Origin of the sequence: Collinsella aerofaciens ATCC 25986, from assembly GCF_964259375.1 — a bacterium.
Lineage (GTDB): Bacteria > Actinomycetota > Coriobacteriia > Coriobacteriales > Coriobacteriaceae > Collinsella > Collinsella aerofaciens_BO.
Window position 1 is genome coordinate 68,485 of the sequence record NZ_CAXVJM010000003.1, and the last position, 12,674, is coordinate 81,158.

Genomic DNA, 12,674 nt, shown 5'->3' on the forward strand with positions numbered 1-12,674 from the left:
CCCTCCAGCGGTGGCGTTTTCTGTTTGCACTCGTATGGCACACACGCGAGCGGAGTCGCAACAAGCGGCTCCGCGCTTTGTGATTAATGCCCGACAACGCGTAGGTGCGCAGCTTATTCCTCTTCCGGATTTTGGACATTTTGCCCTCCAAACGGCACTACCGCCGGCAACATCCAGCAGATACGCTGAATCTAGTCGTATAGGCCCTATGAGAACGGGAGCAACCATGGCAGCCTTGTTCACGACCCCCAAACGCAATGACACTACCGCCGGAACCCATGTTGCCGAACCCGACGTTCGCCGTCGCATAGGACTCGCGCACGGCAGCTGGCGCCGCGTGACGCGCCGCATCGTCGCGGGCGCCGTGTGCGCGCTCACGGTGAGCTCGCTGCTCATGCCGAGCGTCTCGCTCGCAGCGGAATGGGTCAAGGTCGGCGGCAACAAGTACAACACCGCGGCGAGCGACGAGGCCGGTACCTGGTCGTGGGACGGCGCCGACGACTTGAAGCTCAACAACTATAACGGCGGCGAGATCCAGGCCGCAGGCAAGCTCAACGTGAATTACTCGGGAACCAACATCGTCACTGCCGAATGGATCGAAAGCATCAACGTTTCTCATGGCACTAACGAGAATGCCGAGCTCAATATCCAAGGCGACGAGGGCGGCACGCTCAGCGTGACATCTACTGAGGACGCTATCCTCTCCACGGGTAATATCAACATCGACGGAGCCGGATCCGTCAACGCCACGAGCACTGGGTTTGATGCCATCAATGCCGGAGGTGATCTCGCTATCAAAGGTTCGGGCAACGTCAACGCCACGGGTGCATCGGATGGCATCAGGGCAAACGGCAATATCACGATTGACGACAGCGGAGCCGTCACCGCCAGGGCTACCAAGGACAAGGGTATTGGAGCCGACAAGAACCTCACCATCAAGGGTGGCGGGACGGTCGAGGCAAGCTCAGCCGATGGTGAGGCCCTTTGGAGCGGCGGCAATATCAACATCTCGGACGGCAGCCAGGTCAAGGCAAGCTCCGAGAAAGACGCTGCCGTCGAGGCCAAGGGCAGCCTCGCAGCCACAAACGCCTCCCTCAACGTAAACGGTGTTGAATATGGCGTCTATGCCCACAAGGGCATCACCCTCGATCATGCAAACGTGACGGTCCGTGCAAGTAAAGGCAGATACGGTGGCGCCAACGCCCTCTTCACCTACCAGGACGACATCGTCGTCAAGAACGGCTCCACCGTGGACGCGTTTGCGGAAGGCGAGGTTTCGGCTGCATTCTCCACCAGAAACGATCGACCCAACGAGAAGGGCGGCCACATCTACATCAGCGACTCCGTTGTCAAGGCCATAGCCCGCTATGTCGAGAACGGCGACGGCCCCATCCCCTACAGCGAAAACCAAGATGGCGAGACGAGGCGCGAACCCCAAGGCGAGAACATCGGCATCATCGCCCAGACCAGCGAGGGCGTCACACCCGCAGTCATCTCGATCATCCGCAGCAAGGTAACGGCCGAAGGAGATACAGCGGCAATCTTTGCCCGTGCCATGAGCGCTGACGGCAAGACAATCGGCACCATCAAGATTGAGAACGCCGCCATCCAGACGCCCGAAGGCGGCAAGGTCATTGACTATCGCAAGCTCCGTGACGGCATCTACGAGGCAGGCCAAGCCATCGGCACGGGCGACGCCACGGTCGACTCCCTCTATATCAAAGCAGTCGCCAAAAGTACGACCATCGCACCTCCCGAGGTAGCCAAGCCGGAAGACCCCAAGCCCGACGAGACCAAGCCCGCAGAAAGCAAGCCCGCGGAGTCCAAGCAGAACCCCAAGCCTGAGGGCTCAAAGCCGACCAAGGCCGTTGCGGCTTCAACCACGAAAGCCAAGACTACCGGCGTGCTCGCGGCAACCGGCGACACCTCGGGTGCGGCCATCGTGGCAACCGTCCTTGCGGGAACAGCCGCTATCGCCGCAGGCACCATGGCGAGCCGTAAGCGTTCTTAGACGCCTCTGCGCACATGGCAGCTCCCGCGAAGGCCCCGAGCCCCAGCACCGTTTAGCAACGCCACCGCCGAGCTCCCCTCCGGCGGTGGCGTTTTCTGTTTGCGCCCGCACGACGCACGCGAATGTTCTTGATGCTGTCCAACCGGTATACGCTGGCGTGCGACAATTGGGACTGCCGATATCACAACACTGAGAGAAGCCTGCCTTGGAAGCACAAAAGCAGATAACCGTACATTCGGAGCATACGGAAGGCGCGCCCGTCATCTACCTCCCCGTGGTCATGGGCAACGGCAGCGAGGTTTATAAGTGTTGCCGAGAGCTCGACTGTCCGCCATTCACCCTCGTCGCCATTGGCGGGCTCGATTGGAATCGCGAGCTGAGTCCCTGGGAATGCGACGGGACCGTACGCGATGCCGAGCCTTTCGGCGGCCAAGCTGCCGGTTTTCTTGATGAGCTGCTGAATCAGATAATCCCCCAGGTGGAGTCGTCGCTTCCTCAGCCGCCCACCTGGCGCGGCATTGCCGGCTACTCGCTCGCGGGCCTCTTTTCGCTTTGGGCCCTCTGGCAAACCGATGTCTTTGGCCGCGCGGCGAGCGCATCGGGGTCGCTATGGTTTCCCGACTTTGTCGATTGCGCCAGCACGGCGCCATTTGCCGGCAGCCCGCAAGCCGTCTACCTGTCACTCGGCAAAAAGGAAACCAAGACGCCCAACCGCATGATGCGGCATGTACTCGACGACACACGCGCGATGGAAGCGTTGCTCGTCGAGCGCGGCATTCCAACAACGCTGGAGCTCAACCCCGGCAATCACTTTGCCCAAACCGACTTACGCATGGCCCGCGGCATCCACTGGATACTGACACATTAAAAATGGTGCCCACACGCATATACGCATGGGCACCATATCTTGTTTTAGCTGAACGCAGCTGCTACTCAGCAGCCTCCTCAAGCTCGGAGACATCAAACTCAAAGTCGTTACCCGGCAGGATGGCGTTGAGCACAATGCCCACCAGTGAGCCCACGGCAATGCCGGACAGCGAAATGGTCACGCCGCCCAGCTCCAACACGATGGCGCCGGCGGTGCTGTACGCGATGCCGAGCGAAAGCACGAGCACCAGCGCGGCAACCAGCACGTTGCGGTTGTTCTGGAAATCGACCTGGTTCTCGATGAGGTTGCGCACGCCTACGGCACTGATCATGCCGTAGAGCACAAGCGACACGCCGCCGATTACACACGCCGGCATGGCGGCAATCACGGCAGCGAACTTGGGGCAGAACGAAAGCACGATAGCGCAGCACGCGGCAATGCGAATCACGCGCGGGTCAAACACACGCGTCAGGGCAAGCACGCCGGTGTTCTCACCATACGTAGTGTTGGCCGGAGCGCCAAAGAGCGAAGCCAGGATCGTGGCAAGACCATCGCCGAGCAGCGTGCGATGCAGGCCGGGATCGGCAATGTAGTTGCGCTCGCAAGTCGAACCGATAGCAGAGATATCGCCGATATGCTCGATCATGGTCGCAAAGGCCAGCGGCATGATGGTGATGATGGCCGTCGTGGCAAGACCGCTATCGAACTGCGGCCCAAAGAGCGCAAACACGGTGTTGTCCCACACGATGGGCAGACCGACCCACGAAGCGGCGGCAACGCCCGAGAAATCAACCTCGCCGAGCGCAGCCGCAACGGCATAGCTCACCACAACGCCCAGCAAGATCGGCACGATCTTAACCATGCCACGGCCCCAGATGTTGCAGATGACGATCACTGCCACGGCGACAACGGCAACAAGCCAGTTGGTCTGGCAGTTGGCAATAGCGGAGCTTGCCAGGATCAGACCGATCGAAATGACGATGGGGCCAGTCACCACCGGCGGGAAGAAGCGCATGACGCGCTTGGCGCCAAACGCGCGGAAGAGTGCCGCAAGCACCGGATAGAGCAGGCCGGCACAAGCTACGCCCAGGCAGGCGTAGGGCAAAAGCTCGGTCTCGCCGTTGGGCGCGATGGCGGCATAGCCGGCAATAAAGGCAAACGAGGATCCCAAGAATGCGGGGACCTTACCGCGCGACAGGAAGTGGAACAGGAGCGTGCCCAAGCCGGCAAACAAAAGCGTCGCCGAAACCGAGAGACCGGTGAGCACGGGCACCAGCACGGTAGCGCCAAACATGGCAAACAGGTGTTGCAGACCGAGCAGGAACATGCGCGGGCGGCCGAGCGACGATGCGTCGTAGATGGCATCGCTGGCGGCGGGCGTCGAAGACTGGGGCATGGATGTCCTTTCGAATGGAAGGGCGATCGGGCATATCGGATAACCTGCCCGAACGATACGATCCGAACCATTGTACGCGATGCGCCATGCCTCGCACGCGCCGCCACCTGCAAACGCTAGCGCTATTTCCAAACGCGCTCGGCAATGCGCTTGACCAGCGCGATCTTTGCCCATTGCTCGTCCTCGGTCAGCTTGTTGCCAATCTCGCAGCTGGCAAAGCCACACTGCGGAGACAGATACAGGTTCTCGAGCGGAACATACTTTGCAGCCTCGTGAATACGCTCGACGATGGCATCCTCGTCCTCAAGCTCAGCGGCCTTGGTGGTCACCAGGCCCAACACGACCTTCTTGCCAGGGGTAACGTACCTCAGCGGCTCAAAACCGCCGGCGCGCGGCGTATCGAACTCCAGGTAAAATGCGTCGACATCCTCGTTTGCGAACAGGTACGGCGCGATGGGGTCATAGCCGCCCTCGAAGGCATAGGTAGAGTGGTAGTTACCACGGCACACGTGCGTGTTAATGACCAGGTCGTCGGGCTTGCCCTCGATGGCGGCGTTGTTGAGCGCCACGCCCAGCTCGCTTACCTTTTGCAGGTCGACCGGGCTCATGCCGGTTTTGGCGACAAAATCGGTATCGCAGTAGATGCCCCAGGTGCAGTCATCAAACTGGATGTTGCGGCAGCCTGCTGCGTACAGGTCGGCGATCACGGTGCGATAAGCGGCTGCAATAGCGTCGGCAAGTTCCTCATCGGTCTTATAGACGGCACGCAGACTCTCCTGCTGGCCGTCGCAGCGGTCGAGCGTAACTTCGGAGAATGTCTGGATCGGCGCCGGAATGGTCTGCCGCGCGACCTGGCCCTCCCCCTCGAGCGCCTTGACAAACTTAAAGTGCTCGACGAAGGGGTGGTTCTCGCCGCTGATGGGGCCGGTCACCACGGCGGTATCGGCCGTGGTCTCCTCGTCGTGGAACATATAGCCCGTACGCGAGGTACGGCGTTCAATGCCGTTGAGCCCCCACATAAAGTCGAGGTGCCAGTAACTGCGGCGGAACTCGCCATCGGTAATCACCTGCAGGCCAGCGGCCTTTTGCTTGTCCACCAAGTCGCGAATAGCCTCATCCTCGACGGCCTTAAGGCCGTCGTCATCGAGCGTACCCGCGGCGTAGGCGGCACGGGCGTCCTTTACGGCCTGCGGACGAAGAAAGCTGCCGACGATATCGGCGCGAAACGGCGCGTTCAGCGTGGTTAAAACACTCATAGATGTCTCCCTTGCAATTGATTGCTTTATCGAGAGAGAGTATGAGCGCTCTTACCGGCATCGCAAAATATGCGTTTGTATTGGTTTGATATAGGAAACTTCTATATGCACGCCAACGGACCGCCGAGCCAAACTATCCCATATCCACCAGTGCAAATAGCCATTTTCGTGCCCATATGGCACTAGCAGCTCTGCCCTATCGCGCATACGCTTAGTGGTGACCGCCAAGGCCACGCGAGAGATTGGAGCGACCATGACCACGTTTACGACCCCCACGCGCCACACCGATCGTGCTGCAGGGCTTCATTACGCCGAGACCCCCGTGCGCCAGCGCGCCGTTCTCACCTGTGGCAGCTGGCGCCGCGTGACCCGCCGCATCGTCTGCGGCCTGACCTGCGCACTTACCGTGAGCTCGCTGCTCATGCCGAGCATCTCGTTTGCGGCAGAGTGGGTCGAGGTCGACGGCAACACCTATACCGCCGGCGCCACAGCTGGCGACGGCAGCACGTGGGCCTGGGACGGCGCCGACAACATGACACTCAATGGTTATAACGGCGGAGGCATCGCTGCCTACGGCAAGCTCAACGTGAGCTACGAGGGCAACAATACGGTTGCCAATGACGAAGGCGACGGCATTTCCGTTGTGGACGGTGCCAATGAGGGCGCCGAGCTCAACATCTCCGGAACGGGCACCCTGACGGCAACAGCAGAAGGCAACGCCTTGTATTCCGAGGGCGATATGACGATCAGCGGAACAGGAACTGTCACCGCCAAGGGCGCGGGCGCCGAGGGCATCCTTGCCGACGGCGACATAACCATAACCGGTGGCGGCACCGTCGACGCACGCTCCGAGCAGGACTGCGGCATCGTCGCCGAAGAAACCCTCACGGTATCCAACAGCACGCTAACCGCCCAGGGATTCGGCAGCGGCATATATGCCTTCGATGGCCTGACCATTGATGCGGCGACCGTACGAGCGTATGCATACCCAGCGCGCGAAGACAGCCCCACCGCCATCTTCACCGACGAAGGCGACATCACCATTAAAAACGGCTCATTCGTTCACGCCTATGCCGAGGGTGAAAACGCCTCAGGAATCTACTCGTACAATTACGACACCGGCAGCCCCGGCGGGCGCATCTTTATCAGCGACTCGACCGTCGAGGCCATTGCCCACTACATCAACCACGATGGAGGCAACCAGCCCCTACCGCCCATCGGCAATGGCGATATTGTCGTAGTTGACCCAGACGTGAACGCTCGTACGTATGGCATCTTCGCTCTCACCGAGGATGGCCTAACGCCCGCGACCATCTCCATCACACGCAGCCGCGTAACAGCAGAGGGCGACACCGCCGCCATCTTAGCCGTGGTGAATAGTGCAGACGGCAGCATTGCCGGAACGATCAATATCGTCGATAGCATTATCGAAACACCCAATGGTGGACGCATTTGCGACGTGCGCTTCGTTGACACCGAACCCGCCGATGCCCCCTACCAGCGTGGACAGACCATCGGCACCGCCAGCGACGTGATTACAGACCTGTACAGCGACGCCATCGCCAAGCGCGCCGTCATCGTTCCGGTGGATACGCCCCCGGCAAAGCCCGAGTCGAAGCCTAAGGTAACGACCGCCGCCGCGACCATCAAGCATGTCGACACCAAGGGCACGCTCGCGGCCACGGGTGACGCTTCCGCTATGGGCGCCGTCGCCGCTGTCATTACGGGCATGGCAGCCGTCGTCGCTGGCATCTTTACCAGTCGCAAGCGCTCGTAACTCCAAGCCTCGTGACGCTCGATCAATTCGGGCGCGCACCGTCCCATGGTAAGCGGCCGCCGGACCTCCCACCGGCGGCCGCGCCTCGTTTGAACGACCCCGATTCAATTATTCGTCCAAAACAGGCGCACCCGCCCAGTCGCCTACAGCAATACAAACTGTTTCAGCGCGGCGCGACTCGTTATGCCCAGCTTGGCGTAGGTGTTCGACAGACGATTCTTAACCGTGCCACGCGAGATACCCATGTGAGCGGCAATCTCATCGTTGGTCCAGCCGCGACAGGCCAGCATAGCGATGGCGAACTCCGTCGTAGTCAGGCTCTCGGCAACGGTGGCGCCCGCCCCCGGATTGTGCACACGACGCCAACCGCGGCTAAACCGCTCGGTAACTTTGATGATCTCCGCGAACTCCTGCGGATGGCTCTTCTTCAGACATGACTCCAACACGCCTTGCAAAAGCCCGTGATGCTCGCCGACGATTTCAATCAGGCCATCGGGCTGCGCAATCTGCCAGGCACGCATAAAATGAGCGTTCGCGCGGTCAGCTTCGCGCTGGTTAATCCACCCAACGGCGGCAATCAGGTGCAAGAAGACCTCAGGGACGGGATAGCTCTCCTGCTTCATCGACAAGGCGTTCTCCGCCATACCCACGCAGCGTCCGTAATCGCCGTCGAGGTAGGCACGGTGCGCCAGCGCATAGGTTGCAAACAGGCGCAGCCCCTCGGGCAGCAGCGATGCATATAAATCGAATTCGCCGCGCGACACCGGCGAGGGAAAATGCAGCAGCACACAGGCGCTCGCCGCAAGCAGCATATATGAAGCCTGGACGCGTGGATCCTTTGTCGTCCTTTGACCCTTCCCTGTTTCCTTGAGATACGCAAGGCAGCGGCGCGCCGCCAATGCGCGATTCAGCGATAGATTTGCATAGGCGCACAACAGGCATGCCGAAAGACGGAGCGAAAGGTCATCCGATAGTAAGTACGGCTCTGCTAGGCGCTGTGTCTCATCGGGGCAACCGCGATAGTAGTGCGCCTCGGCACGCGCGATAACGCCATAGTCATCTTTGAGCATCACGTCGAGGGTTTTGTCGAGCGTTCCGGGCTCAAACGCCGCGCACATAAGCGGCATGGGGAAACGCCAGCTGTCGGTATATATCCGATCCACGGCGACCTCCCCTCGCATAGCGGCTCACTTTGATGGTAATGCGAGGGGGCAACGGTTAATGGGACATGTGGCTCGAAATACAGCCTCATCCTGGGACGTTCGCGGTAAATCGAACGGCGCCAAGTTTAAATACGGCGCCGCTCAAAAGGCTAAATATGCTGGCGGATCGCGTCGATATAGGCTTGGCCATAGCGCGTGAGCGTCGTGTTCTTGCGCGTGATGATGCCGATCTCCATGTACTCGTCTACATCGAGCGGAATGGAGATAATGCCGGGGCCGTTAAGTTCATGGCTGATCACGCCTGAGCATACCGTGTAGCCGTTGAGGCCCATGACCAGGTTGAACAGCGTCGCACGGTCGCGCACGCGGATATTCTTGCGGCGCTCAAACGTCGAGGTCAGCTCCTCGGAATAATAAAACGAGTTGTAGCTGCCCTGCTCGTAGGATAAAAACGGATAGTCCTCGAGATCTTCGAGCGTCACGCTGGCGTGGTCCGCCAGTGGATGGTCGGCGCATACAAAGACATGCGGCGTGGCGCAGAAAAGCCCCTCGAATACGAGCTCGTTGGCGGCGAGCATGCGCTCGATAACCTCGCGGTTATGCTCGGATAAGTACAGGATGCCCAGTTCGCTTTTCATATGCGCGACGTCCTCGATAATCTCGTGAGTCTGTTCCTCGCGCAGGGTAAAGTCGTAGCGCGCGGCATCGAACTCGCGGATCACATCGACAAACGCATTAACGGCAAAGGAATAATGCTGGCAGCTCACACTAAAGTGCGGCACCTGCTCGGACGCGCCCTTGTACTTGCCCTCGAGCAGATCGGCCTGGTCGAGTACCTGGCGCGCGTAGCCCAAGAAGGTCTCGCCTTCCTCGGACACAACGACGCCCTTGTTGGTGCGCTCAAAGATGTGCACGCCCATCTCGTTTTCGAGATCGCGAATCGATGCGGTAATCGAAGGCTGCGACACAAAGAGCCGGCGCGAGGCCTCGGTAATGCTGCCGCATTCGGCAACTTTGACGACATATCTGAGCTGCTGGAGCTTCATGCTGTCTCCTTAGCTGTTCGTGATGCCAAGGCCCGCCGCATCCATCTGACGCATAAACGGCGGCATCTCCCCCGTCGCGGCGCAGGCGGCAATCTGATGCAGAGCCCCGGCGACCGCATCATCTGCCACAGCACCAATATGCCAGCGCGCGGCAGCCGTGACGGCCTCGTTGGCATTGGCGACTGCAACGGAGTTGGGAACGGCATCGATCATGGGCAGGTCGTTATCGGAATCGCCAAATACGGCCACCTCGTCGGGCGTCAGGCCCAAAGCGCGCGCCAGCTCCAGCGCAGCGCAACCCTTGTCCCAACCGGCCGGAAGGATGTCAAACAGGCGCACGCGGTTGTTGGGAAACACAAGCGAGAGCTCCGGCACCTCGGCGGCAATGCGGTCGCGCAGCTCAGCGAGCTCTTCGCGCGAGCGGGCGCTCCAGATATTCGCCTTGTATACCGGGGCATCATCGACAACAGGACGGCACGGGGCCTCTTCGCCCTTGAGCCACGCGTTGCCGCCCGACTCCATGGCGCGGCGCACGCGCTCGGGGTCGCTCGTCACGCAGTAGGCATCGTTATTCCAAAAGTCATCACCCAGGCTGTAGACCTTTAGATAGGTATCGTCGGTCTCCTGCTCGAGGTAATCGGCCAGACGCGTCAGGGCATCGTTGTCGGTCGCGCGCGAAGCGACCACCTGACCGTCGACAAACATCACCTGGCCGTTACAGAACGCGCCAGTCGAGAAGCACTCGGCGCGATTGCGAAACATCCAGCCCATCGCGGACGGCTGGCGACCCGAAACCGGGCCAAAGTGCAGACCCGCCGTCTGCATGGCATGAATGCCCTCGATGGCGTAGTCGCTGGCGCCGTCATTCCCGGCTGGAATCAGCGTATCGTCCATATCGGTCAGCACAAGTTTAATCATAAGGCCCCCATTCGTATCGGTCCTACCTATTGTAACGACCTGCCAAAATAAACCTGTCCCTTTTTGGCAGGTGCGCTAGTATAGGGAACAACAGATTCGATGCGGGAGTGCCGGCGGTGCAAACCACAAGGCTGAGAGGGCATGGGGCCCAATCCTTTGAACCTGTCAGTTAATGCTGGCGTAGGGAGCATGCCGCCTTTTTAGGGGCGCTGTCTATGCACAGCGCCCCTTTTCTATGCCAAGGAGGCATGTGCAGTGATCGATTCGGAACAGCTTAAGCAAAACGTGGTCAAGGCCGTGGAGGAGATTCGTGCCACCAACCCGATGGCCGGCTCCATCACCAATACGGTGACGATTGACTTTGTCGCCAACGCGCAGCTCGCCGTGGGCGGCTCTGCCGCTATGGTCTACCTGCCCGACGAGGGCGAGGCACTCGTTGCCGGCGGCGGCGCCATCTATCTGAACATGGGCACGCTCTTCCCCATCTACGAGCAGACGATTCCCCGCGCGGCCAAGGCGGCATACGATGCCGGTAAGCCCTGGGTACTCGACCCGGTGGGTCTGGGCATCGGCAGCCTGCGCACCCAACTGGTAAACGAACTCAAGCAGTACAAGCCCGCCATCGTGCGCGGCAACGCCTCCGAGATTATCGCGCTCGCCGGCCTGTGGGGCCTTGAGGGCGAGGCAGCGGACTTGAGCCGCGTGCGCGGTGTCGATACCACCGATACGGTCGATGCCGCCCGCGATGCCGCCGTGGCACTCGCCCGCTACACGGGCGGCGCCGTCGTGGTTTCGGGCGAAGTCGACCTGATCACCGATGGCGAAACCGTGGCCAAATCCCACGGCGGCAGCCCGCTCATGTCCAAGATTACCGGCTGCGGTTGCTCGCAGGGCGGCGTCCTGGCCGTGTACGCCTGCGCTGCCGATCCGTTTACGGCGGCCATCTGCGGCACCGCTGTCTACAACGTTGCCGGCACGCGCGCCGCCGCTGTCGCCGATGCCCCGGCAAGCTTTAAGGTCGCCTTTATCGACGAGCTCTACCGCGCAACCGCCCAGGACATTGCCGATAACCAACTCGAGCTCGAGGAGGCATAGGCCATGTCCGAGCCCACAACCAATGCCGGCATGAACACGCTCGTCGCCGTGGCCATCGCCCCGTGCGGCACCGGCGATGAGCTCTCCGCCGAGGTCGCCGAGGTCGTGCGCGTCATACGCGAGAGCGGCCTTCCCAACCGCACCACCTCGATGTTTACCGAGATCGAAGGCGACTGGGACGAGGTCATGCAGGTCGTGCGCGACGCGACCTTTGTTCTGGCAAACAAGGGCATCCGCACCGAAGTCGTGCTCAAAGCCGATATTCGTCCCGGATTTACCGACACCATGACCGGCAAGCTCGAGCGCATGGAAGCACAGATCAAGAAGCAGGAGGAAGCACGATGAGCATCCGCGACAACCTTGATATCTCGGCCTATCTAGTACTCGGCCCCGAAAACACGCTGGGACGCCCCGTGGGCGATGTGGTGGCCCAGGCGCTCGACGCAGGCTTTACCTGCATCCAGGTGCGCTCCAAGGTGGCAAGCGCCCGCGAGATCATCGCACTGACCGGCGACGCCGCGCAGGCAATCGCACAGGCTGGCAAGACCGGTCAGGTCGCCCTGTTAATCGACGACCGCCTGGACTGCGTACTCGCCGCGCGCGAGCAGGGTATTGCTGTCGATGGCGTGCATGTAGGCCAGAGCGATATTCCCGTCGAGGTCTGCCGCAAACTTTTGGGCCCCGATGCCATCGTGGGCCTTTCGGCCCGTTGCGAGGAGATGCTCGAGTACGTCAAGACCGCCGACATGAGCCTAGTCGACTACCTGGGCATCGGCCCACTCCACGAGACCGAGACCAAGCGCGACTGCGGACGCGCGGCCGACGGCTCTATCATCACCAAGAGCTTTGAGGACCTGGCCGCCCTCCACGCGGCAAGCCACGTGCCCATCGTGGTGGGCGGCGGCGTCAAGACGGCCGACCTGCCACAGCTCAAGGCCACCGGCGTCGACGGCTTTTTCGTGGTGAGCGCCGTCTGCAGCGCCGATGACCCCTACGCCGCGGCCAAGGAGCTCGTCGACACCTGGCAGCAGGCGTAAGTCTAGGCCGAGCAGCTGATTCGCAGCCTCATATCTTCAATAGCGGAAAGCGCATCCCAGTTTGGACGCCCATTCTGGGATGCGCTTTCCGTATAGAGAGCCAGTGG

General features: G+C 60.9%; 11 protein-coding genes and 1 riboswitch. Of the genes, 6 read left to right on the plus strand and 5 right to left on the minus strand.

The window, feature by feature from the left end; translation table 11 throughout:
* The first annotated feature begins 226 nt into the window (after window positions 1-226).
* Window positions 227-2,011, plus strand: coding sequence for a hypothetical protein (locus ACEXKH_RS02040; protein ID WP_368135157.1), 1,785 nt, complete (start codon window positions 227-229; stop codon window positions 2,009-2,011).
* A gap of 205 nt (window positions 2,012-2,216) precedes the next feature.
* Window positions 2,217-2,879, plus strand: a complete 663-nt coding sequence (locus ACEXKH_RS02045; RefSeq protein WP_373572893.1) for an alpha/beta hydrolase — start codon at window positions 2,217-2,219, stop codon at window positions 2,877-2,879.
* 61 nt (window positions 2,880-2,940) lie between these two features.
* Here ACEXKH_RS02045 and ACEXKH_RS02050 read toward each other — a convergent pair whose 3' ends face one another.
* Window positions 2,941-4,275, minus strand: coding sequence for a uracil-xanthine permease family protein (locus tag ACEXKH_RS02050; protein WP_373572894.1), 1,335 nt, complete (start codon window positions 4,273-4,275; stop codon window positions 2,941-2,943).
* 122 nt (window positions 4,276-4,397) lie between these two features.
* Window positions 4,398-5,531, minus strand: coding sequence for a 5-methyltetrahydropteroyltriglutamate--homocysteine S-methyltransferase (locus ACEXKH_RS02055; RefSeq protein WP_373572895.1), 1,134 nt, complete (start codon window positions 5,529-5,531; stop codon window positions 4,398-4,400).
* A 253-nt stretch (window positions 5,532-5,784) separates the two neighbouring features.
* Here ACEXKH_RS02055 and ACEXKH_RS02060 point away from each other — a divergent pair, with 253 nt between their 5' ends.
* Window positions 5,785-7,308 carry a carbohydrate-binding domain-containing protein gene (locus tag ACEXKH_RS02060; protein WP_373572896.1) on the plus strand — a complete coding sequence of 508 codons (1,524 nt, stop codon included), beginning with the start codon at window positions 5,785-5,787 and terminating at the stop codon, window positions 7,306-7,308.
* Window positions 7,309-7,451: 143 nt separating this feature from the next.
* On the opposite strand, the gene ACEXKH_RS02065 is transcribed toward ACEXKH_RS02060, so the two are convergent.
* From ACEXKH_RS02065 to ACEXKH_RS02075, 3 genes are all read right to left on the minus strand, one after another.
* On the minus strand, window positions 7,452-8,471 hold the full coding sequence (locus tag ACEXKH_RS02065) for a helix-turn-helix transcriptional regulator (RefSeq protein ID WP_373572897.1): 1,020 nt from the start codon (window positions 8,469-8,471) through the stop codon (window positions 7,452-7,454).
* 149 nt (window positions 8,472-8,620) lie between these two features.
* The gene (locus tag ACEXKH_RS02070) at window positions 8,621-9,517 is read right to left on the minus strand and encodes a LysR family transcriptional regulator (RefSeq protein WP_195503436.1); all 897 of its coding nucleotides are present in this window, start codon (window positions 9,515-9,517) and stop codon (window positions 8,621-8,623) included.
* 9 nt (window positions 9,518-9,526) lie between these two features.
* On the minus strand, window positions 9,527-10,435 hold the full coding sequence (locus tag ACEXKH_RS02075) for an HAD-IIB family hydrolase (protein WP_373572898.1): 909 nt from the start codon (window positions 10,433-10,435) through the stop codon (window positions 9,527-9,529).
* A 93-nt stretch (window positions 10,436-10,528) separates the two neighbouring features.
* Window positions 10,529-10,639, plus strand: a riboswitch (TPP riboswitch).
* Between the two features lie 51 nt (window positions 10,640-10,690).
* Between ACEXKH_RS02075 and thiM the strand changes: the two genes are divergently transcribed.
* The 3 genes from thiM to ACEXKH_RS02090 are packed head-to-tail and all read left to right on the plus strand — an operon-like array spanning window position 10,691 to window position 12,567.
* Window positions 10,691-11,530 carry a hydroxyethylthiazole kinase gene (gene thiM / locus ACEXKH_RS02080; RefSeq protein WP_373572899.1) on the plus strand — a complete coding sequence of 280 codons (840 nt, stop codon included), beginning with the start codon at window positions 10,691-10,693 and terminating at the stop codon, window positions 11,528-11,530.
* Window positions 11,531-11,533: 3 nt separating this feature from the next.
* Window positions 11,534-11,875, plus strand: a complete 342-nt coding sequence (locus ACEXKH_RS02085; protein WP_349089304.1) for a thiamine-binding protein — start codon at window positions 11,534-11,536, stop codon at window positions 11,873-11,875.
* A complete protein-coding gene (locus ACEXKH_RS02090) occupies window positions 11,872-12,567 on the plus strand; it encodes a thiamine phosphate synthase (RefSeq protein ID WP_373572900.1) in 696 nt (231 codons plus the stop codon). Before ACEXKH_RS02085 ends, ACEXKH_RS02090 begins: the two co-directional genes overlap by 4 nt.
* Window positions 12,568-12,674 lie beyond the last annotated feature (107 nt).

Coding starts and splice junctions, on each gene's coding strand:
- ACEXKH_RS02040 (WP_368135157.1), top strand. CDS start 227: ATGGCAGCCTTGTTCACGACCCCCAAACGCAATGACACTACCGCCGGA.
- ACEXKH_RS02050 (WP_373572894.1), bottom strand. CDS start 4,275: ATGCCCCAGTCTTCGACGCCCGCCGCCAGCGATGCCATCTACGACGCA.
- ACEXKH_RS02055 (WP_373572895.1), bottom strand. CDS start 5,531: ATGAGTGTTTTAACCACGCTGAACGCGCCGTTTCGCGCCGATATCGTC.
- ACEXKH_RS02060 (WP_373572896.1), top strand. CDS start 5,785: ATGACCACGTTTACGACCCCCACGCGCCACACCGATCGTGCTGCAGGG.
- ACEXKH_RS02070 (WP_195503436.1), bottom strand. CDS start 9,517: ATGAAGCTCCAGCAGCTCAGATATGTCGTCAAAGTTGCCGAATGCGGC.
- ACEXKH_RS02075 (WP_373572898.1), bottom strand. CDS start 10,435: ATGATTAAACTTGTGCTGACCGATATGGACGATACGCTGATTCCAGCC.
- ACEXKH_RS02085 (WP_349089304.1), top strand. CDS start 11,534: ATGTCCGAGCCCACAACCAATGCCGGCATGAACACGCTCGTCGCCGTG.
- ACEXKH_RS02090 (WP_373572900.1), top strand. CDS start 11,872: ATGAGCATCCGCGACAACCTTGATATCTCGGCCTATCTAGTACTCGGC.